Source organism: Sphingomonas sp. Leaf38, from assembly GCF_001421825.1.
Lineage (GTDB): Bacteria > Pseudomonadota > Alphaproteobacteria > Sphingomonadales > Sphingomonadaceae > Sphingomonas.
On the sequence record NZ_LMLD01000011.1, the window covers coordinates 1,059,842 to 1,082,066 of the forward strand.

Annotated in this window: 15 protein-coding genes and 1 tRNA gene; 11 read left to right on the forward strand and 5 right to left on the reverse strand. The window is 65.4% G+C overall.

Features of this window, described 5'->3' with window-relative positions:
* Window positions 1–173: 173 nt before the first annotated feature.
* Together ASE88_RS12210 and clpX are read left to right on the forward strand one after the other, a co-directional pair.
* Window positions 174–863, forward strand: a complete 690-nt coding sequence (locus tag ASE88_RS12210; protein ID WP_056411324.1) for an ATP-dependent Clp protease proteolytic subunit — start codon at window positions 174–176, stop codon at window positions 861–863.
* Window positions 864–997: 134 nt separating this feature from the next.
* Window positions 998–2,263 carry an ATP-dependent Clp protease ATP-binding subunit ClpX gene (gene clpX, locus ASE88_RS12215; protein WP_056048170.1) on the forward strand — a complete coding sequence of 422 codons (1,266 nt, stop codon included), beginning with the start codon at window positions 998–1,000 and terminating at the stop codon, window positions 2,261–2,263.
* Window positions 2,264–2,498: 235 nt separating this feature from the next.
* Here clpX and ASE88_RS12220 read toward each other — a convergent pair whose 3' ends face one another.
* Complete coding sequence (locus tag ASE88_RS12220) at window positions 2,499–2,909, reverse strand: hypothetical protein (protein ID WP_056479460.1); 411 nt, start codon at window positions 2,907–2,909, stop codon at window positions 2,499–2,501.
* 148 nt (window positions 2,910–3,057) lie between these two features.
* On the opposite strand from ASE88_RS12220, the gene ASE88_RS12225 reads away from it, so the two are divergent.
* Entirely contained in the window at window positions 3,058–4,182 is a 1,125-nt protein-coding gene (locus tag ASE88_RS12225) for a calcium:proton antiporter (RefSeq protein ID WP_156357013.1), read from the forward strand.
* Window positions 4,183–4,186: 4 nt separating this feature from the next.
* On the opposite strand, the gene ASE88_RS12230 is transcribed toward ASE88_RS12225, so the two are convergent.
* The 3 genes from ASE88_RS12230 to ASE88_RS12240 are packed head-to-tail and all read right to left on the reverse strand — an operon-like array spanning window position 4,187 to window position 6,605.
* Window positions 4,187–4,555: a c-type cytochrome gene (locus ASE88_RS12230; protein WP_235527925.1), complete on the reverse strand. Its 369-nt coding sequence runs from the start codon at window positions 4,553–4,555 to the stop codon at window positions 4,187–4,189.
* 17 nt (window positions 4,556–4,572) lie between these two features.
* Window positions 4,573–4,887, reverse strand: coding sequence for a hypothetical protein (locus ASE88_RS19540; RefSeq protein ID WP_235525507.1), 315 nt, complete (start codon window positions 4,885–4,887; stop codon window positions 4,573–4,575).
* Window positions 4,884–6,605 carry a M1 family metallopeptidase gene (locus ASE88_RS12240; protein WP_056478303.1) on the reverse strand — a complete coding sequence of 574 codons (1,722 nt, stop codon included), beginning with the start codon at window positions 6,603–6,605 and terminating at the stop codon, window positions 4,884–4,886. Before ASE88_RS12240 ends, ASE88_RS19540 begins: the two co-directional genes overlap by 4 nt.
* A gap of 253 nt (window positions 6,606–6,858) precedes the next feature.
* On the opposite strand from ASE88_RS12240, the gene lon reads away from it, so the two are divergent.
* The 7 genes from lon (at window position 6,859) to ASE88_RS12275 (ending at window position 15,067) form a co-directional block, all read left to right on the forward strand.
* A complete protein-coding gene (lon, locus tag ASE88_RS12245; RefSeq protein ID WP_056479468.1) occupies window positions 6,859–9,252 on the forward strand; it encodes an endopeptidase La in 2,394 nt (797 codons plus the stop codon).
* 129 nt (window positions 9,253–9,381) lie between these two features.
* Complete coding sequence (locus tag ASE88_RS12250) at window positions 9,382–9,654, forward strand: HU family DNA-binding protein (RefSeq protein WP_055872709.1); 273 nt, start codon at window positions 9,382–9,384, stop codon at window positions 9,652–9,654.
* Window positions 9,655–9,835: 181 nt separating this feature from the next.
* Window positions 9,836–9,910 (forward strand) — tRNA-Val (locus ASE88_RS12255).
* 271 nt (window positions 9,911–10,181) lie between these two features.
* A complete protein-coding gene (locus ASE88_RS12260) occupies window positions 10,182–10,820 on the forward strand; it encodes a CerR family C-terminal domain-containing protein (protein WP_055872707.1) in 639 nt (212 codons plus the stop codon).
* Complete coding sequence (locus ASE88_RS12265) at window positions 10,817–11,989, forward strand: HlyD family secretion protein (protein WP_056478304.1); 1,173 nt, start codon at window positions 10,817–10,819, stop codon at window positions 11,987–11,989. The genes ASE88_RS12260 and ASE88_RS12265 overlap by 4 nt, the downstream gene beginning before the upstream one ends.
* 1 nt (window position 11,990) lies before the next feature.
* Window positions 11,991–13,604 (forward strand): DHA2 family efflux MFS transporter permease subunit, encoded by a 1,614-nt coding sequence (locus ASE88_RS12270; RefSeq protein WP_056478305.1) that lies wholly within the window; start codon window positions 11,991–11,993, stop codon window positions 13,602–13,604.
* Window positions 13,604–15,067 carry an efflux transporter outer membrane subunit gene (locus ASE88_RS12275; RefSeq protein WP_056478306.1) on the forward strand — a complete coding sequence of 488 codons (1,464 nt, stop codon included), beginning with the start codon at window positions 13,604–13,606 and terminating at the stop codon, window positions 15,065–15,067. The genes ASE88_RS12270 and ASE88_RS12275 overlap by 1 nt, the downstream gene beginning before the upstream one ends.
* A 556-nt stretch (window positions 15,068–15,623) precedes the next feature.
* On the opposite strand, the gene acnA is transcribed toward ASE88_RS12275, so the two are convergent.
* Complete coding sequence (acnA, locus tag ASE88_RS12280; RefSeq protein ID WP_056478307.1) at window positions 15,624–18,308, reverse strand: aconitate hydratase AcnA; 2,685 nt, start codon at window positions 18,306–18,308, stop codon at window positions 15,624–15,626.
* A 395-nt stretch (window positions 18,309–18,703) separates the two neighbouring features.
* Here acnA and ASE88_RS12285 point away from each other — a divergent pair, with 395 nt between their 5' ends.
* Complete coding sequence (locus ASE88_RS12285; RefSeq protein ID WP_235527926.1) at window positions 18,704–22,195, forward strand: autotransporter outer membrane beta-barrel domain-containing protein; 3,492 nt, start codon at window positions 18,704–18,706, stop codon at window positions 22,193–22,195.
* Window positions 22,196–22,225: the final 30 nt, after the last annotated feature.

Below are 22,225 nucleotides of genomic sequence, written 5' to 3' on the forward strand. Positions count from 1 at the left end.
GTTGCGTGTCCTCCGCCTCCGACGCCTTTGGCGCCACCTCCCCCTGGCGGGGGAGGATCGTTTGGCCTCTGCCTGGGACAGCCGATCCGCGCAGGGGCGAGGGCGGGCAGGGCTTGAACTCCCCGTTGCGAGCGCCGATGTTGGCGGTTCACTGGGGCATAAGAGAGATTTCCATGCACAATCCGTTCGAGACCGGCGACTTTGCTAGCCCATTGGCCAGCGCCGGGCTCGGCCTGCAGCAGACGCAAGCAGGCCTGGTTCCCATCGTTATCGAGCAGTCGAACCGCGGCGAGCGCTCGTTCGACATCTTCTCGCGCCTGCTCCGCGAGCGCATCATCTTCGTGACCGGTGGCGTCGAGGACGGCATGGCCTCGCTGATCACCGCACAGCTGCTCTTCCTCGAGTCCGAGAACCCGAAGAAGGACATCTTCATGTACATCAACTCGCCGGGCGGTGTCGTCACGGCGGGCATGGCGATCCACGACACGATGCGGTACATCCGCCCGCGCGTCGGCACGGTGTGCATCGGCCAGGCCGCCTCGATGGGCAGCTTCCTGCTCGCAAGCGGTGAGCCGGGCATGCGAGTCGCGATGACCAACGCGCGCATCATGATCCATCAGCCATCGGGTGGTGCACAGGGCATGGCCAGCGACATCGAGATCCAGGCGCGCGAGATCCTGCGGATCCGCAAGCGCATGAACGAACTGTACGCGCAATATACCGGCCAGCCGATCGAAGAGATCGAGCGCCGGATGGACCGCGATACGTTCCTCGAAGCGAACGAAGCGAAGGATTTTGGCCTGGTCGACGAGGTGTTCGACAAGCGTCCCGCCCCTGCGGACGACACGGCTAAACCTGCGTAAAGCCCGCTCAAGCGGGGCCGGCACGGGGCGAATCGTAAATCCCGCCGGTTTATTTGATTGTAGGAACTCCGGGGTACGTTACGGTAGCGGCCCCGGAAACGGCACGTGCACCGACATGCGCGAGAGGTGATTGAATGACGAAGCTGAGCGGTGGCGACTCGAAGAGCACCCTCTATTGCTCGTTCTGCGGCAAGTCGCAGCACGAGGTCCGCAAGTTGATCGCCGGGCCGACGGTCTTCATCTGCGACGAGTGCGTCGAGCTATGCAACGACATCATCCGTGAGGAGACGAAGTCGGCGCTGGTGTCCAAGAAGGACGGCGGCGTGCCGACTCCGCAGGAGATCTGCGACGTTCTCGACGATTACGTGATCGGCCAGAAGCGCGCCAAGCGCGTCCTGTCGGTGGCGGTGCACAATCACTACAAGCGGCTCAACCACGGCGCGAAGGGTGCCGATGTCGAGTTGTCCAAGTCGAACATCCTGCTCGTCGGGCCGACCGGTTGCGGCAAGACTCTGCTCGCGCAGACGCTCGCCCGCATCCTCGACGTGCCGTTTACGATGGCCGATGCGACGACGCTGACCGAAGCCGGCTATGTCGGCGAGGATGTCGAGAACATCATCCTCAAGCTGCTCCAGGCCTCCGACTACAACGTCGAGCGGGCGCAGCGCGGGATCGTGTATATCGACGAGATCGACAAGATCAGCCGCAAGGCCGAGAACCCGTCCATCACGCGCGACGTGTCGGGCGAGGGCGTGCAGCAGGCACTGCTCAAGCTGATGGAAGGGACGACCGCGAGCGTTCCTCCGCAGGGTGGTCGCAAGCATCCGCAGCAGGAGTTCCTGCAGGTGGACACGACGAACATCCTGTTCATCTGTGGCGGTGCGTTCTCGGGTCTCGAGAAGATCATCGGCGATCGTCTGCAGGGCAAGTCGATCGGCTTCGGCGCCTATGTCGCCGGGCCGGACGAGCGCAAGACGGGCGAGACGTTGAAGTCCGTCGAGCCTGAGGATCTGCTCAAGTTCGGGCTCATCCCCGAGTTCGTCGGTCGTCTGCCGGTCATCGCGACGCTCGAGGATCTCGATGTCGACGCGCTGGTGAAGATCCTGAAGGAGCCGAAGAACGCGCTGGTCAAGCAGTACCAGAAGCTGTTCGAGATGGAGGACGTCGCGCTCGGCTTTACCGACGACGCGCTGGTCTCGGTCGCCAAGAAGGGCATCGAACGCAAGACCGGTGCGCGCGGGCTTCGTTCGATCCTCGAGAGCATCCTGCTCGACACGATGTTCGACCTGCCCGGCATGGACGGCGTCGACGAGGTGATGATCGACAAGGACGTGATCGAGGGCCGCAAGGAACCGATCCGCGTCTATGCCGAGAAGAAGAAGACCGGCGACGCGGCATAAGGCTCGGCTGGTTTGCGATTGGGGAAGGGCGTCGAGCGATCGGCGCCCTTTTTCGTTTGGGGTGTGATCTCGTCCGCAAACTCGCCCTCCGTCATCCTGACGAAAGTCAGGACCCAGGATACCGAACGGGGGTCTTTGTGGCTCTGGATCCTGACTTTCGTCAGGATGACGGACGGGGGGTGTGGCAGAGCGTTGGACCTCCATCGCTTCGGGGAGGGCGGGGTTGGGGTTGCCGCTAGGATTGCGCGGTCAGCAGCCGAACCCGCTCCAGATCCTTCGGACGCCCGAACAGCCTGAGCATCTCGGCCAGTTCGTCACGACGCGGCACATAGACGATGGCCTCTTCCACCCGGATCGGCACGCGGGTCCTCGGAAGCACCTTTGTCCATCCCGACGCGGTCGCGACATGAAACCCCGCCATGATCTCGACCACCAGCGGCGGCGCCGTCCACTGGCCGAACACCGCCGACCGGAACACCGGGCTTGCCGCCGCCTTCGCCGGCGCGACCCTCAGTTGCGCCAGCACACGCAAGGCATCCTCGACGCTCATCAGAACATCGACGTCGGCGACTGTGATCGCCGCCACCCCGTGAAGCGCCACCGCCGCGCTGGAAATCACCCACCAAGGATCGCGCGCGTCGCGCATCGTCTGCGCCACCATGACGAGCGTTTGGCGAAGATCGGGGGGCAGCATCCGGCCAATCTACCCGAACCCGACTCGCACACAATCGGCTCCAATCGGACCCTTATTGGTCGTCACGCATTCGTTGGGTACGTGAAACGAAGGAGCGTGCATGACGATCGAAGCGGCCGACCGACCGAAGGAACACGTAGCGGAAACCATGCCCGACCGTCTGGCGCTCCCGATCTGGACGCTCGTGGCGCCAGGGCTGGGCCTCGTTGCCATCCTCATCGGGCTGGCCAAGATGGGCGTGCTCGGCACGGCGGCGGCGGTGATCGTGCTGATCGGCAGCGTGCTGGCGGCGGTGCATCATGCCGAGGTGATCGCGCACAAGGTGGGCGAACCGTTCGGCACGCTCGTCCTCGCGATCGCGGTCACGGTGATCGAGGTGTCGCTGATCGTCTCGCTGATGCTGTCGAACGCGGGCGATGCCACCACGCTGGCGCGCGACACGGTGTTCGCGGCGATCATGATCATCCTAAACTTCATTATCGGCCTCTGCCTGCTGGCGGGCGCGGTGCGGCATCACGAGCAGCGCTTCACGTTGAAGGGCATGACCGCCGCGCTTGGCGTGCTCGCCGCGATGGCGGTGCTGTCGCTGATCCTGCCGAACTACACCTCGTCGACCGCGGGTCCGACCTATGCGGCGTCTCAGCTGCTGTTCGTCGCGGTCGTCTCGCTGATCCTCTACGGCACGTTCGTGCTGGTGCAGACGGTGCGCCACCGCGACTATTTCCTGCCCTTGACCGACGACAAGGACGATCATGCCGCACCGCCGTCGCGTCGTGCGACGGGAGTCGCGTTCGTCGCGTTACTCGTGGCGCTCGTCTCGGTGGTGCTGCTCGCCAAGACATTGTCGCCGACGATCGAGGCGGCGGTGCTCGGGGCCGGCTTGCCGCTGACCGTGGTCGGCGTAGTGATCGCCGCGCTGGTGCTCGCGCCTGAGAGCCTGGCCGCGTACAAGTCGGCACGGCGCAACCGGTTGCAGACGAGTCTCAACCTCGCGCTCGGCTCGGCGCTGGCGACGATCGGGCTGACGATCCCGAGCGTGGCGATCGTGTCGCTGGTGCTCGACCTGCCGATCGCGCTGGGGATCGACGCCAAGAGCATGACGTTGCTCGCGCTGTCGCTGTTCGTCGCGACGCTGTCGCTCGGCACCGGGCGGACGACGGTGTTGCAGGGCGTCGTCCATCTCGTGATCTTTGCCGCCTATCTGTTCACGACCGTGGTGCCGTGACGCGTCAGGGGCGCTGCGTCTCCAGATAGGCGATGACGTCGGCGCGGTCCTTCGGGTCGGCGAGGCCTGCGAACGCCATCGTCGTGCCCGGGACCATCCGGCGCGGGTTGGCGAGCCATTGGTCCATCCGCGCGGCGTCCCACGTCCCGCCGAGCGCCTTCAGTCCGGCCGTATAGGCAAAGCGCGGGCGGCGCTCGCCGACGGGGCCGCCCAGTACACCGTAGAGATTGGGGCCATCGGTATCGCCTGCATAGCGTCCGATCGTGTGGCATGCGGTGCAGCGGCGGAAGACGCGCTCGCCGCGCGCGATCTGGCTGGTCGATGCCGCGTCTGGCGCCGCGCCGCATCCCACGAGCGCTAACGCCAGCAGCAAGGACCAGCCCGCGACCCTCATGGTCTCTGGCGTGCCGCCAAGGCGAGGCCTGCGGCGATCTGCACCACTGCATACAGGCGTCGACGACCGGGGCGATCGATGAAGGGGGACACCAGCTTTTCCGTGCCGAGCGCGTCGTCTTTCCAAAGATCGACGTGGCGGCGCGGCTGGAGCAGGCCGATCAGGCCGTCGCCGACCATGAAGATCGCGGCCATCTCTGCCGCGCGCGCTGGCCAGATGTTCTCCTGCGCCCGCGAGAGCCCAGGGTTACGCACGGCGGCGTTTGTGATTTGTGGACCCCCGCCTTCGCGGGGGAACGGCGGCGTGATCATTGCGACTTGGCCTTTGCGGCTTGCGCGGCTTTCCAGGCGGCCACGTCTTCGAGCGCGAGACTGCGGCGGAGCACCAGTGCGTCCGGGTCGATCACGACATGCGCCCCCGCCGGGACCGACAGGCTCGCCTTCCCGCCGGTCATCGGCACCGTCCGCGTCTTGCCGTCGACCTGTACCTGGACCGGCAGCGGGAACGCGCCATTGCCGGGCACCTTCCACGTCAACGTCAGCACGTTTCCGGTCCGGGTCTCTACCAGATCGGGGAGGGCTGCCTGGCGGAGATACACGTCGAAGAACCAGCCATAGTCCTTCCCCGTGACCTTGCGGACGAGCGCTTCATACTCCTTGGTCGACCCGAACCGCGGCTTGAAGTTCCCCGGCTTGGGGTCCGCCCGCCCGTACACCGCCAGCCGCGTGACATCGAAGAACGCCTTGTCGCCGATCAGCGACCGCAGCGTGTGGAGCATCCACGAACCCTTATAGTAGATGTCCTGGCCCGCGCCGCCCTTGTCGAGTTCGTACACCTCTTCCTCGGTGCTGATGCGCTGCTGCGTGATGGGCTTCAGATTCATGATCGAGGTCCGCTCGGTCTGCATCATCGCCGCGTAGCGCGCACGCCCCTCGCGCCACTGGCCGTAGAGCGGCTGCATGTAGGTGCCGTATCCCTCGTGCAGCCAGTAATCGTCCCAGTTCGCGGCGGTCAGCTGGTTGCCGAACCATTCATGCGCGAATTCGTGCTGGAACAGCCAGTCGAACCCTTCCGGCGCCTTGGCATAGTCGTTGCCGTACGCGTTGATCGTCTGGTGCTCCATGCCCTTGTGCGGCGTCTCGACCACGCCAAGCTTCTCGTCGCCGAACGGGTAGGGCCCGATCATGCTTTCGAAGAAATCGAGCGTCGGCGCGAACTCTGCGAACAGCTTCTCGGCCTGCGCCTTCTCGCCCGGCAGATACCAGTAGAACATCGGAATGCTGTTGCCGAACCGGCTCTTGTACGTGCCGCTGATCTCCTCATACGGCCCGACGTTCAGCGCTATGCCGTAGGTGTTGGGATGCTTGGCTCGCCAGTTCCACGTCGTCCGACCGTCCGTCAGCGTATCGACGCCGAGCAGCACGCCGTTCGACGGTGCCTTCAAGCCCTTGGGCACGGTGATGTGGAGCGTCACCAGCGCCGGCTCGCCGGTCGGGAAATCGAGGCACGGCCAGAACAGGTCGCAGCCATAGCCTTCCGCGGTGGTCGCAAACCAGGTGCGGCCATCGGGTGTCTTCGACCAGACCATCCCGTCGTCCCACGGCGCTTTCACCGCGACATGCGGCGTGCCGCCATAGGTGATCTTTGCGGTCACGTTGCCGCCGGCCGCGACCGGCTTGGGGAGCGTGATCGTCAACCGCCCCTCCGGATTGCTCCACGCCGTCGGCGCCAGCGGCACGCCGTCGATCGCGATCGCGCTAACCGGCAGATTGCGATCGAGGTCGATCGGCAGGAGGGTGAGGGGGGCCTTCGCGGTAAAGACCAACGTGGCGACGCCGTTGAGGCTTTCCGTCTCGGGTAGCACCTCGAACGCAAGGTCCGCGCTGTCAAGCGTGAGCGCGGTCTGCTCGGGAGTCAGCACGCCGCCGGACCGCTGCGTCTGCGCGGTGATCGCCGGTTCGCCCTTCTTGGGGAGCGGGGCGGCGGCGAGAAGCGCGGTGGCGCCAGCGGCAAGAAGGAGACGGGACATCACGGCCGGTGTTCTCGCGCGGCGGTCGAGGTGAGACAAGCCCCCCTCCGTCATGCCGCGTTCGTTCCGGCGTCCACGGGAAAGACGTGCGTTGCGGCACCCTCAGCCTCAAGACAGGCCCCCGGTGACGGATCGGGTGAGGCAGCGTCCGTCCCTACAAATACCGATCCCACCGCGAACCAATTGATGGACGGTTCATCCTCACCATATAAGACTCAATAATGCCCCCATGCAGGCACCCACCGGAGCGTTCATGACCCAGTACCCCGTCCTTCCCCTTCGCGACATCGTCGTCTTCCCGCACATGATCGTGCCGCTGTTCGTCGGTCGCGATAAGTCCGTTGCCGCGCTCGAGGCGGCAATGGCGGCGGACAAGGAAATCTACCTCGTCGCGCAGGTCGATCCCGCCGAGGATGATCCCGCGCGCGATGACCTGTACTCGATGGGCGTCACCGCGACTGTGCTGCAATTGTTGAAGCTGCCCGACGGCACCGTCCGCGTGCTGGTCGAAGGCAAGCAGCGCGCGACGCTGGAGACGCTGGACGAAAGCGGCGAGTTCCTGACCGCGACGGTCGAGCCGGTCGCCGATGCCGAGGTGGAGGGGCCTGAGCTGATTGCGCTGATGCGCTCCGTGGTCGATCAGTTCGAGAATTACGCCAAGCTCAACCGTAAGCTTTCGTCGGAAACGTCGGTCCAGCTTTCTGAGATCGACGACGCGTCGAAACTGTCCGACGCCGTGATTGCGAACGTCCAGATCAAGGTCGCCGAGAAGCAGGCGATCCTGCTCGAGACCAACCCGTCCAAGCGTCTCGAAATGGCGATGACCGCGATGGAGGGCGAGTTGGGCGTCCTGCAGGTCGAGAAGAAGATCAAGAGCCGCGTCAAGCGCCAGATGGAGAAGACGCAGCGCGAATATTACCTCAACGAGCAGTTGAAGGCGATCCAGCGCGAACTGGGTAACGAGGACGGCGAGGGCGAAGGCGACGAGATCGCCGAGCTGACGCAGAAGATCGCGACGCTCAAGATGAGCAAGGAAGCGCGCGGCAAGGCGACCGCCGAGCTCAAGAAGCTCAAGACGATGGCGCCGATGAGCGCCGAGGCGACCGTCGTGCGCAACTATCTCGACGTGTTGCTTGGCCTCCCTTGGGGCAAGAAGTCGAAGATCAAGAAGGACATCGCCGCCGCGCAGGTGACGCTGGACGAGGATCATTACGCGCTCGAGAAGGTCAAGGACCGGATAGTCGAGTATCTCGCGGTGCAGGCACGCACCAACAAGCTGAAGGGGCCGATCCTGTGCCTCGTCGGCCCTCCCGGTGTCGGCAAGACCTCGCTCGGCAAGTCGATCGCAAAGGCGACGGGGCGCGAGTTCATCCGCCAGTCGCTCGGCGGCGTGCGCGACGAAGCCGAGATCCGTGGCCATCGCCGCACCTATATCGGCTCGCTGCCGGGCAAGATCGTGACCAACCTGAAAAAGGCCGGCACGTCGAACCCGCTGTTCCTGCTCGATGAGATCGACAAGCTCGGCCAGGATTTCCGCGGCGATCCGGCGTCGGCGCTGCTCGAGGTGCTCGATCCGGAGCAGAACGGCAAGTTCCAGGACCATTATCTCGAGGTCGATATCGACCTGTCGGACGTGATGTTCGTGTGCACCGCGAACTCGCTTAACCTGCCCCAGGCGCTGCTCGACCGCATGGAGATCATCCGTCTGGAGGGCTATACCGAGGACGAGAAGGTCGAGATCGCCGAGCGCCATCTGGTGGCCAAGCAGATCGAGGCGCACGGGCTGAAGCCGGGCGAGTTCACGCTGACGCAGGAGGGGCTTCGTACGCTCATCCAGCAATATACGCGTGAGGCCGGTGTCCGCACGCTCGAGCGCGAGATCGCCAAGCTGTGCCGCAAGGCGCTGCGCCAGATCCTCGAGAACAAGACGACCAGCGTCACGATCACGCCCGAGAATGTCGGTGAATATGCGGGCGTGCAGAAATATCGTCACGGCCTCGGCGAGACCGAGAACCAGATCGGTGCGGTCACCGGGCTCGCCTGGACCGAGGTCGGCGGCGAATTGCTGACGATCGAGAGCGTGACGGTTGCGGGCAAGGGCCAGGCCAAGCTCACCGGCAAGCTCGGCGACGTGATGAAGGAGTCGATCGAGACCGCGTTCAGCTTCGTCAAAGCACGTGCGCCCAGCTACGGGATCAAGCCGAGCCTGTTCGCGCGCAAGGATATCCATATCCATCTGCCCGAGGGTGCGGTGCCGAAGGATGGCCCGTCGGCGGGCATCGGCATGGTCACGTCGATCGTCTCGACGCTGACCGGCGTGCCGATCCGGCGCGAGGTGGCGATGACCGGCGAGGTCACCCTGCGCGGCCGCGTTCTGCCGATCGGTGGCCTCAAGGAGAAGCTCCTGGCCGCGCTTCGCGGCGGGATCGAGACGGTGCTGATCCCGGCGGAGAACGAGAAGGACCTCGCGGAGATCCCGGCGAACATCAAGGCGGGACTGAAGATCATCCCCGTAAGCCATGTCGACGAGGTGCTGCGACTGGCACTGACCGAGCCGCTCGAGGCGATCGAGTGGACCGACGCGGACGAACTGGCAGCATTGCCGCCAGCGCCGATCGCGCCGGTCGGAGGTGCGATGCACCACTGATCTGGATTAGTTTTAAAAGACTATGACGCGGCGGTTTCGTTTGACACCCAGCGAAGCCGCCGCATTATTGCGCGCTGACGCGGCCTCGAGTCCATTGCGGCCGATTCGAGTTTTTTCCGGGGGATACACATGAACAAGCAGGAGCTGATCGCGACGGTCGCGGACACGTCGGGACTCGTCAAGGCCGACGCGATCAAGGCGGTCGAGGCGGTCTTCGAAGCGATTGAAGCGTCGCTGAAGAAGGGCGACGAGGTTCGCCTGGTCGGCTTCGGCACGTTCTCGATCTCCAAGCGCAAGGCATCGACGGGTCGCAACCCGCGCACCGGCGAGCCGATGACGATCAAGGCTTCGACGCAGCCGAAGTTCAAGGCCGGCAAGGGCCTCAAGGACGCGGTCAACTAAATCCCTCGATGATCCTCCTCCGCAGGGGGAGGTGGCTGGCGATCGCCAGACGGAAGCGACGGTGAGCGATATCCTCTGCTCCATGTCCTCCCTTTGTCGGGGGAGGATCGGAGGGATCGGTATCGAAAGGGCTGGACAGGCGGATACAGTCTGCCTAAAGGCCCGCTTCCGAACGAGTTTCGGGCGCGTAGCTCAGCGGTAGAGCACACCCTTCACACGGGTGGGGTCACAGGTTCAATCCCTGTCGCGCCCACCAGATTTACGCCGGTTTCTTCGCTGAAGAGGCCGGCGTTTCTGTATCTGGCATCCATCGGGCATCCTGATGATCATGGGCGCATTATGCCAAATACCTCGTCATCCTGACGACAGTCAGGACCCAGAGCCATGCAGGAATGCCCGCGATCACTCTGGGTCCTGACTTATATCCTAATGACGGATAACTGTGTCGCGACGGCCCAGACACGTGTCACTTATCATGACACTTTGTTCATTAGGCTCGTTCGTTCGATCGAACTAAACGCCGCCGCGTGGTTCAGTCCCGACTCCTCGACATCGCGATCAGCGAATTCGGTGCAAAGGGCCTCGAAGGGGCCAGCACGCGCGGGATTGCCGCGGCGGCAGGCACCGCGATGTCGTCGATCACGTATCATTACGGCGGCAAGGAGGGGCTGTACCTCGCCGCTGCCGACCGGATCGCCGAGCGGATGTCGGCGGTGATGGGCGATCCGCTCGAACTCGCGCCTGAGATCGCCATCGATGATCCCGACGGCGCACGCGCGCAGATCCACCGCATCCTCGGCCGGCTCGCGGACAAGATGGCGAGCGCGGAGAGCGCCGACTGGACGCTGTTCGTCCTGCGCGAACAGATGAACCCGGGCGAGGCGTTCGAGCGGATCTACAGCGGCGTGATGGGCCAGATGGTGCGCAAGCTCGGCGACCTGGTCTGCATCGCGACCGGACACGCCGAGGTCCGCGCGGCACGGATCGCGACGATTACCTTGATGGGGCAAGTCATCACGTTGCGTGCGAACCGCGCGACCTGTCTCAAACTGCTCGAGCGCGACACGCTCGAGGCTTCCGACATTCTCGATATCAAGGCGCGGATCGACGCCAATATCGACGCCATTCTCGATTCGATGCGTGCTGAAGAACAGGGCCAGGCATGACCGACCAGACGAACCACTCCGACACCGACCATGACGACGAGGACCGCAAGCGCGATCCGAATGGCGAGAACCATCAGTCCGACACCGATCGGCAGGATGAGTCCGAGGAGTCCGACGAGAATAAGAAACCGTCGGTGTTCAAGAAGCCGCTGTTCTGGATCATCCTGGTCATCGTCGTCGGGGGGCTGATCATCGGCGGCGTGCTGTACTGGCTCCACGCGCGGCAGTTCGAATCGACCGACGACGCGTTCGTCGACACGCATATCGTCCGCCTCGCGCCACAGGTCGCGGGCACGCTGGTGCAGGTCGCCGATATCGACAATCGGCATGTCGAGGCCGGCCGGCTGCTCGCGGTGATCAAGGCGTCGGGTCGCGACGCACAGGTCGCCGAAGCGCAGGCCAACGAGCAGCAATCGCGCGCGCAGTTTGCGCAGGCGCAGGCGCAGGTCACCGCCGCCGAAGCGCAGCGTCAGCAGGCTGCGGCACAAGCCCGCGTGCCGATGGCGGCCGCCGTGAAGGCGCAGCAGGACCTCGCGCGGTACGAGGCGTTGCTGCGGCTCGATCCGAGCGCGGTCGCCGGGCAACAGCTCGACCAGGCGCGGGCCACCGCTCGCCAGACGGCCGCGGACGCCGCGGCGGCACGCGAACAGATCGATACCGCCACGGCGCAGATCACGGTTGCGCGCAGGCAAGTCGGTGCCGCCAGGTCGGTGATCGACGCCCGGCGTGCGCAGGTCGATCAGGCGAACGTGGCGATCGGCGACCTTCGCCTGACCGCGCCGGTTGCGGGCCAGGTGGTCAACCGCTCGGTCAATATCGGCTCCTATGTCGCGCCCGGCACCCAGCTGATGGCGATCGTCCCCGACACGATGTGGGTGACCGCGAACTTCAAGGAAACGCAGCTGACGCTCATGAAGATCGGCCAGCCCGTCGACATTCATGTCGACGCGTATCCCGGTGTCGAGTTCAAGGGTCATGTCGATTCGATCCAGCGCGGCGCGGGCCAGGCGTTCGCCTTGCTGCCGCCGCAGAATGCGACGGGCAATTACGTCAAAGTCGTCCAGCGCGTGCCCGTGCGGATCGTCTTCGATGCAAAGAACGGCCCCGATCCGAAGCGCTATCCGATCGGCCCCGGCATGTCGGTGGTGCCGACCGTCAAGGTCCGCTGAGGTGGCGAAGGCCGCAAAGGCCGATGCGGGCGGCGGCCACACCTGGTCGCCGAACCGATCGGCGGCGGGCAAGTACAGCCCGTGGCTGATCGTCGCGATCATCTCGATCCCGACCTTCATGGAGGTGCTCGACACCTCGATCGCCAACGTCGCGCTCGATCATATCTCGGGCGGGCTGTCGATCACCACCGATCAGGCGACATGGGTGCTGACCAGCTACCTCGTCGCCAACGCGATCGTCATCCCGATCTCGGGCTGGCTGTCCGACGCGATCGGCCGGAAGCGCTATTTCCTGATGTCGATCGCGTTGTTCACGCTCGCCTCGCTGCTGTGCGGGCTGGCGCCGAACATCGGCACGCTCGTCGTCGCGCGCGTGCTGCAGGGCATCGGCGGCGGTGGACTCGCGCCGGTCGAGCAGTCGATCCTCGCCGATACCTTCCCGCCCAAGCAACGCGGCATGGCGTTCGCTGCGTTCGCGATCGTGGTCGTCGTCGGCCCCGTGCTCGGGCCGACGCTGGGCGGGTACATCGTCGAATATTCGAGCTGGCACTGGGTGTTCCTGATCAATGTGCCCGTCGGTATCCTCGCCTGGTTCCTGGTCGAGACGTTCGTCGACGAGCCTGAGCAGGTGAAGAAGGATCGCGACGAGCGGTTCAAGAACGGCCTGATGATCGACTATGTCGGCGTCGCGCTGGTCGCACTGGGCCTGGGCTTTCTCGAGCTCACCTTCGACCGAGGCGAGCGCGAGGACTGGTTCGCGAGCGGCTTCATCGTCATGTCGGCGATTATTGCCGCGGTGTCGTTGGTCGCGCTCGTCGTCTGGGAACTGAACCACAAGGACCCGGTGATCGACCTCAAGCTGATGAAGAATCGCAACTTCGCGCTGACGATCGGCGTGATGGGCGTCACCGGCATGATCCTGTTCGGGACGACGCAGCTGATCCCGCAGATGCTGCAACAGGTGCTGGGCTACAGTTCGCTCGACGCGGGCCTCGCGCTGACCGCCGGCGGTCTGGCGACGCTCGTGATGGTGCCGTTCGCGGGGCGGCTGAGCGGGTTGGTCGATGTCCGCTTCCTGCTGTTCCCGGCGCTGCTGGTGCAGGCGTTCGCGCTGTGGAACATGAGCCATCTTAGCGCGGACATCGCGTTTTCGGATGCGGCGTTCGCGCGGCTGTTCCAGGCGATGGCGCTGCCGTTCCTGTTCGTGCCGATCAACGCGATCGCCTATGTCGGGCTCAAGCAGACGCAGACCGCGCAGGCATCGAGCTTGCTCAACGTCTCGCGCAATCTCGGCGGCACGATCGGCATCTGCTTTGCGCAGACCCAGCTCGCCGGCGGGTTGCAGCGGCACCAGTCGGAGCTGACGCAGACGCTCAATCCACTCGATCCGAACTACAACGACTGGATGGAGAAGGCGGCGAGCGTGTTCGGCGGGCAGGGCGATGCGACGACGCCTCTGGCGGTTCTCTACAGCCAGATGCAGCGACAGGCGACGATGCTCGCCTTTCTCGACGTGTTCCGCGCGATGATGGTGGTCGTGCTGGTCGTCGCGCCACTGGTATTGTTCATGCGCTCCGGCAAGACCGGCGGCGCCCCCTCGGGAGGGATGCATTGATGCGTGCGCGGTTCATCATGGTTGCGGTTGCAGCCCTGCTCGCGGGGTGCACCGTCGGCCCGAATTACGTCGCGCCCGAGATCGCGGTGCCGTCGGCGTTCGTGGGTCCGCAAGCCACGGTCGGTGCGACCGTCGAATCGGCGCGCTGGTGGTCGGCATTCGGCGATCGTCAACTCGATGGCTTTGTCGAGCGCGCGCTGAAGGGCAATCCCGACATCGCGATCGCCGCCTCGCGCGTGCGCCAGGCGCGGTTGCAGGAGCTTGTCGCGCGCTCGCAAGGACTGCCGAGCGTCAATGCCAGCGCCAGCCCAAGCCACATCGAGTTCAGCAAGAACGCCGGCCTCTCATCGATCGCGCGCGCGTTCAGCGGCGGCACGGGGGCCGGCGGGACCGGCTCGACCGGGGGCATCGCGCTGCCCGGGAGCGGGATCACAACCTATTCGGTCGGATTCGACGCCAGCTGGGAGCTTGACCTGTTCGGCGGCGTCCGGCGCAGCACCGAAGGCGCGCGGGCGCGGACCGAGGCCGCGGTCTGGTCGAAACGCGACGCCGCGGTGACGCTGGCGGCCGAAGTCGCACAGGCCTATTTCGCGCTGCGGCTCGACCAGGTGCAGATTGCGACGATCGAGAGCGAGATCGCCAACCAGCGCCGCGCGCTGACGATCGCGGGCAACATCGCCAAGGTCGGTCTGGTCCCGTCGATCGACGTCACGCGCCAGCGCGCCTCGATCACCTCGACCGAGGCGCGTGCCGAACCGGTCCGCGCGGACGTCGACGTGCGGATGCACGCGCTGGCAATCCTGCTCGGCGAGCCGCCCGCGACGCTGATGAGCGAACTCGCCGCGCCGTCGGTTGCGCCGCTGGGCGTGCCGGCGATCCCCGCCGGGTTGCCATCGGAGCTGTTGCGTCGCCGTCCTGACGTCCGCGCGGCGGAGCGCGAGCTCGCGGCCGCGACCGCGGATATCGGCGTCGCGGCGGCGGACATGTATCCCAGGTTCAGCCTGACCGGCATGACCCAGCTGATCTCGACCGCGCTCGGCAATCTGTTCTCGGGCGACAGCCTGCAACTGACGGCGAGCGGTGCGGCGCAGTTCCCGCTGCTTGACTGGGGCCGCCGCAAGGCAACCGTGAAATCGCGCGAGGAAGACCGCGAGCAGGCGTATCTGCGCTATCGCTCGACCGTGTTGCAGGCGCTGCGCGATGTTGAGGATCCGCTCGCGCAGATCGCCGCCGAGCGCCGCCGGAACGCGGCGTTGCAGCGCGCGGTCGTCGATGCGCAGAGCAGCGCGAACGCCGCGCAATCCCAGTACCAAACCGGGTTCGTGGCGCAGGATACCGTGCTGAACACGCAGACCGACGTGCTGGCGGCGCGCGAGCAGCTGGTGGCGAGTGATGCGCAGTTGCGGCAGCTGACGGTGGCGTTGTTCAAGGCGCTTGGCGGTGGCTGGGATCGGACGGAGTGACGGCGGCGGAGTGCGGTGCCGCGTCCTCCTGACGCGGCGCGCGGCCTCGCATTAAATTATCGTCACGTCGGCCTCGACATATTCCTGCAACATATGCACGCGAAAGAGAGTGCGTCGCCGCCCCTCTCCCCCTGTGGTCGGCGACCTGACCGGGTCTCCCCCGTCCCGGTCCTCTCCCTGAACTACGGGGCGACCATCACGGTCGCCCCGCCTTTTGGGCCAGGGATAGCGCGGCACGCGTCGCGCGGGGACCGGTCTCAAATATCACTGTCTAACCGATCCTCCCCCGCCAGGGGGAGGTGGCAGGCACTTGCCTGACGGAGGGGGAGGTAAGGGAAACCGCGGTTCCGTGTCCGCCCCCTCCGACGCCTCCGGCGCCACCTCCCCTTGGCGGGGGAGGATCCAATACACGTCATCCCAGCGAACGCTGGGATATCCCTCGTGGTGGGCGACATGAGCCTCACAGGGATATCCCAGCTTTCGCTGGGATGACGGTAACTCGGGTAGCTTAAAACAGCGTCGTCGTCCCGGATCGCTCCGGGACGACGCCAGTCGCTTACGCGGCCAGCTTGCGCAGGACGTACTGGAGGATGCCGCCGTTGAGGAAATATTCCAGCTCGTTGACGGTATCGATCCGGCACTTGGTCTCGAACGTCTCGCTCGTGCCGTCGGCGCGGGTCATCTTGACCGTCACGTCCTGGCGAGGGCGGATGCTCGCCACGTCGAGGATCGTGAACGTCTCCGACCCGTCGAGGCCGAGCGTCTTGCGATCGGTGCCTTCGGCGAACTGCAACGGCAGCACGCCCATGCCGACCAGGTTCGAACGGTGGATACGCTCGAAGCTCTCGGTGATGACCGCACGGACGCCGAGCAGGTTGGTGCCCTTGGCCGCCCAGTCGCGCGACGAGCCGGTGCCATATTCCTTGCCCGCGACGATCACGAGCGGCGTGCCGTCCTGCTTGAAGCGCATCGCGGCGTCGTAGATCGCCATGACCTCGCCGTCATATTTCGACATGCCGCCTTCGACGCCGGGGACCATCTCGTTCTTGATGCGGATGTTGGCGAAGGTGCCGCGCATCATCACGTCATGGTTGCCGCGGCGTGCGCCATAGCTGTTGAAGTCGGCCTTGCTGACCTGATGCTCCTGGAGGAAGCGGCCGGCGGGGCTGTCCGCCTTGATCGAGCCTGCGGGCGAGATGTGATCGGTGGTGATCGAATCGCCGAGGATCGCGAGCGGCTTGGCGTCGATGATGTCCTGCACGGGGGCGGGGGTCATCGACAGGCCGTCGAAATAGGGCGGGTTGGCGACATAGGTCGAGCCCGCACGCCACTGGTACGTGTCCGAGCCGGTGACGTCGATCCCGCGCCACTTCGAATCGCCCGCATAGACGTCGCCGTAGCGCGCGCCGAACATCGACGCGTCGATATTGGCGTCCATCGTGCTGCGGACTTCCTCGTTGGTCGGCCAGATGTCGCGCAGATACACGTCCTGGCCGTCCGCCCCCTGACCCAGCGGCGTCTCGATCATGTCGGTCGTGACGGTGCCCTTGATCGCATAGGCGACGACGAGCGGCGGCGAGGCGAGGAAGTTGGCGCGCACGTCGGGCGAGACGCGGCCCTCGAAGTTGCGGTTGCCCGAGAGGACCGACGCCGCGACGAGGTCGTTCTCGTTGATCGCCGACGAGATCGCCGGCGCCAGCGGGCCCGAATTGCCGATGCAGGTCGTGCAGCCATAGCCGACGAGGTTGAAGCCGAGCGCGTTCAGGTCGGCGGTGAGGCCGGCCTTGTCGAGATAGTCGGTGACGACCTGCGAACCAGGGGCGAGCGACGTCTTCACCCACGGCTTCGACTTCAGGCCGAGCGCGTTGGCCTTGCGGGCGACGAGACCGGCGGCGACCAGCACCGACGGGTTCGACGTGTTGGTGCAGCTGGTGATCGCGGCGATCACGACGTCGCCGTCGCCGATGTCATGCTCACGACCCTCGACCGCGACGCGGGCGGGCTGTTCCTTGTGGTACAGCTTGTGGAGGTCGCTGTTGAACACCTCGTCGACCTTGTTGAGGCTGACGCGGTCCTGCGGGCGCTTCGGGCCGGCGAGCGAGGCGACGACCGACCCCATGTCGAGCTCGAGCGTGTCGGTGAAGACGGGGTCCTCGGCATTCTCGTCGCGCCAGAAGCCGTTGGCCTTGGCGTACGCCTCGACCAGCTCGACATTCTCATCGGAACGTGCCGTGAGGCGCATGTAATCGAGCGTCTTGTCGTCGATCGGGAAGAAGCCGCAGGTCGCGCCATATTCCGGCGCCATGTTGGCGATCGTCGCACGGTCAGCGAGCGTCATCGACGACAGGCCTGGGCCGAAGAACTCGACGAAGCGGCCGACCACGCCCTTGGCGCGCAGCATCTGCGTGACGGTGAGCACGAGATCGGTGGCGGTGATGCCTTCGTTGAGCTTGCCGAGCAGCTTGAAGCCGACGACTTCGGGGATCAGCATCGACACGGGCTGACCGAGCATCGCGGCCTCGGCCTCGATCCCGCCGACGCCCCAGCCGAGCACGCCGAGACCGTTGATCATCGTCGTGTGGCTGTCGGTGCCGACCAGCGTGTCGGGATAGGCGATCATCGTGCCGTCGCCGTGATCACCCGACGAGGCCGACGACCAGACGGCCTGACCGATATATTCGAGGTTCACCTGGTGGCAGATGCCGGTGCCGGGGGGGACGACCTGGAAATTGTCGAGCGCCTTGCTGCCCCACTTCAGGAACTCGTAGCGCTCGATGTTGCGCTCGTACTCGAGGTCGACGTTATCCTCGAACGCCTTGGGCGTGCCGAACTCGTCGACCATCACCGAGTGATCGATGACGAGGTGGACGGGGACCTGCGGGTTGATCTTCTCCGGGTTGCCGCCGAGCTTGGTCATCGCATCGCGCATCGCGGCGAGATCGACGACGCAGGGCACGCCGGTGAAATCCTGCATCAGTACGCGGGCAGGACGGTATTGGATCTCGCGGTCGCTGCGACGCTCCTTCTGCCAATCGACGATCGCCTGGATGTCGTCGCGCGTGACCGTCACGCCGTCCTCGAAGCGAAGCAGGTTCTCGAGCAGCACCTTCATCGAGAAGGGCAGGCGGCTGATGTCGCCGAGCTGCTCGGAGGCCTTGGCAAGGCTGTAATAGTCATACGACTTGCCGCCGGTGGAGAGGCTCGTGCGGGTCTTTAGGGTGTCCTGGCCGATGGCAGTCATAGGGGTCCTTCCCGTGGGCGTCGGGCCGCCGGGCGCCGAGGGGAAAGCGGCCATATAGGCCACGCGGGCGCGTCGGGGACCGAGCGAAAAATGCTGTTACCGCGGGGGCCTTAGCAAGGGGGGCGGGATCGGGGAAGGGTGCGGGTGCAAGATGATCGCGCCAATGCCGGGGGTGGACACGCGGCAGGGTCGGCTCACGTTCGTCGCGGATCGATCAAGCGTGACAAATTTGCCGCGAATGTCGCGTTTTGTCACTATTCAGTCAAAACGGGTCGGTCGGCGATTGCGCACCCGAAATGGCGTGCATAGCATCCGATTTGAGGCACGTTCCAAAAGGGCGGCCCATATCGGGGGAAGTAAGCATGGCTGTTTCTGCGCGTTCCACATCGGGTTTCTTGTCGCGTCACGTCCGTACCGGTCTGCTCACCTCCAGCGCGATGCTCATCGCGGCCTCGGTACCGACATTCGCCTCCGCTCAGGGCCGGCCGACGAGCGCCGACGTGACGGCGTATGGCAGCACGCTCAATCCCGCCGATCTGGTGACGCAGCCGAGCATCGTCATCAGCGGGCCCGGCACGCCGACCAGTGCCCAGGACGTCGCGGGCGGCGTCAATGGCGTCGGGCAGATGACGATAGACTCGGGCGGCGGCGGTCTGGGGATCTGCACCGGCACGCTGATCAACCCGCGCACGGTCATCTTCGCCGCGCACTGCGTCAACGCGAATGGCGCCGGCACGGGGGCACAGAATCCGTGGGAATACGGGTCTAAGGGCGGTGGTATCCCGATCGCATTCGGCTTCGCGACGAACAACCGCCCCGCGGTGATCGACTGGTTCCTGCCGACCACCGCGAGCGGTGCGGTCAATACGCAGCAGTACAAGACCAATGCTGCCAACTTCCTCTACAACGTCAACCAGGTCGTCTATAACGCCGACTCGCTGAAGCTTGGGCTTGGGCTGAACTTCATCCAGGGCGATGTCGCGATCGCGACGCTCGATACGCCGGCCGCCAACGTGCCGACCTGGGCGTTGCTGCTGTCGGCACTGCCGGCGCCCGCCGCGATCGGCGCGACGACCGGAACCGGCTATCATGTGACGATCACCGGCTATGGCCGCAGCGGGCAGGGCGGGACGCTGGTCGGCGACACCAACGGTATCGATTTCCGCCGTCGCATCGCCGAGAACACGATCGGGATCCTTGGCTCGTTCGACGACCGTGACGCGTTCCTGTTTGGATCGGCCAGCGGCCTGCCGCAGAATCTCTACCAGCTCGACTTCGACGATCCCCGGCGCGGCACCGCGGCGGCCAGCCCGTACGACTTTAACCTGTTCAAGGACGATGCGCTGCCAAAGGAAGGCACGACTGCCGGCGGTGATTCGGGCGGTCCGCTGATTCTCGACCGGACATTCGCCAAGCAGGTCGTCATCGGCGTCCTGTCGGGCGGCAGCCGCTTCTTCGGCGCGACCCCGTTCGGCGCCTATGGCACCGAGAGCTTCTACCAGCCGCTGTATCTGTTCTCCGATTATATCGCGGCGAACAACCCGTATCGATACGCGCAGACCAAGGCGGGCGACGGAGCCTGGACCGATGCGTCGCATTGGGTGACCGCGCTCGACCCGAACTATCAGATCATCGTCGACGGAAAACTGGTGAATGGCGTGCCGACCACCACCGGCGCGGGAATCGCGGGTGATGGTAACAAATTCGGCCAGGTCTGTTTCCAGACCGATTGCGTCGATGTGAAGACGGGTGTCGAGACAATCGACGGCGTCCCGGTGACGACGACCGGCGCGACGCCAGCCGTGGTTACCAAGATTGCGACAGGCGGTGTCGCTGGCCGTGGCATGATGCTGGAAACCGCGGCGCAGGGCGGCAAAGCCGACGCGTCGCTGCTGGCCGGCGCGGAGAGTGTGGCGCAAGCGGGTACCGACGCGGTGGCGCTGGCGGTGCTGTCGCCGACGCTTGCCAACGGCCTGCCGGGCGCGACGAACTTCATCCCGAACAACATCGACCCGGATCGCACGATCCAGCGCAGCGCCCGCTATTACGACGTCAGCCTCACCGCGGCAGGCACCACCACGCTGGGTTCGGCGGTGACGGTCGACAAGTTCACCGTCGCGGGTGGCACGGCCAAGCTCGCGGTCACGGCGGCGGGGTCGCTGACCAGCCTGATGACGATCAACCAGATGACCGGCACCGTCCAGAACGACGGCATGATCACGACGCCGGGCGATTACTTCATGATGACGGGGCTGCTGACCGGCTCGGGCCGGATCACCACGCCGTTCTTTACGAGCGTTTCGGGAATGATCGCGCCCGGCACGATGGGGACGACCGGCACGCTCACGATCGCCGGCAACGGCATCCTCGCGTCAGGTACCAACCTGCTCGTCGATCTCGGACCCAATGGTACGTCGGACAGGCTCGCGTTCGCGGCCACGACGTTCAACGCGAGCGGTGCGGCGACCAACGGGATCGTCAATCTTGGCGGCAGTGTCGGTTTCGCTCCCGTCACCGGGCAGACGATCCGGTATAACGATCTTTACACGATCGTGACCGCGCAGGGCGGGATCAGCGGTGCGTTCAATGCCGCCACCCCGCTCAGCGCGATCCTGACACCGAGCTACGTCTACAGCACCAATGCGGTGCAGGTGCGGATTCTCGCGGGGCAGTATCGCAGCGTCGTCGCGGCGACTCCGGTGCAGGGTGCCTATGCCCAGCTCCTCGATCAGAACCGGTCCAATTATACGAGCCTGAGTGGGCTGTATGGCACGCTCGATCTGCAGAATGCGGCGACGATCCGCTCGACGCTGGAGGGGCTCGCCCCGCGGGCGGAAACGCTCAAGACCAGCCTGGGCATCGCCTCGATCGACACGATGTCGCGTTTCTACCGTGATCACCTCGCGCAGATGGACACGCGCGGCGGGCTCGGCGGCACGCTTGCGCTGATCGGCAAGCCCGTCCAGCTTGCCTCACTGATGGCGACCGACCGTCCCGGCGGGCAGGACATGATGAGCGATTCGAGCGGCACCATGGTGCAGCAGGGCCGTCTTCCCGACGACATGAGCGGCTTCCTCGCCGGCGGCTATATCGACGGCAAGAGCCGCTCGATGCCGGGCGCCAATCCGTTTGGCGGGCATGACAGGTTCGATGGGTATTTCATCGCCGGCGGGCTTGAGAAGCAGGCTGGTGAAGCCGCGGTGATCGGCTTCTCGTTTGCCTATACCAACACCGATGGCACCACCGGCGGGGTGGCCCAGCGCGCCGAGGGCGAATTGTACCAGGGGACGCTGTACGGCAAGCTGGAGACCGCGTCGGGGATCGTCCTCGATTCGCAGTTCAGCGCGGGTGCGTTCGTCACGCGAACCGATCGTACCGTCGGTGTGGTCGGTACCAACGCTCGTCTGCGCAGCAGCGACAGTGCGCTGACTGTGATCAGCGAGGTCGGTCTCGGCAAGGCCTTCGACCTGTCGTCGCTCAAGGTCGGGCCGCGTGTCTCGCTCCGCGCGAGCCATATCGGCTTCGAAAAATCGCTTGAACGCGGTGAGGCTCCGGCGCTGTTCTTCGACCGCGACAGCTTCGACAGCGTCCAGGGGCGCGCCGGGCTGACGCTCAGCGGCGGCGGATCGGTCCGACCCTATGCGGCGGCGAACTACGTCCACGACTTCCAGTCGACGCCGGGCTATTTCGGCGCGAACTTTGTCGGCGGGATCGGCCCGAACGCGCTGTTCGCGCTCGCCCGGCAGGACAAGAACTGGGGCGAGGTCAGCGCCGGGCTGACGCTAGTCGGCGACCGTGTCGACCTCTCGATCGGTGCCGACACCACGGTCGAGCGCAAGGACGTCTCGAACCAGTCGTACAAGGGATCGGTCAAGATCCGCTTCTGAGCGGTGGGACAAAGATCGTCGGACCATGGC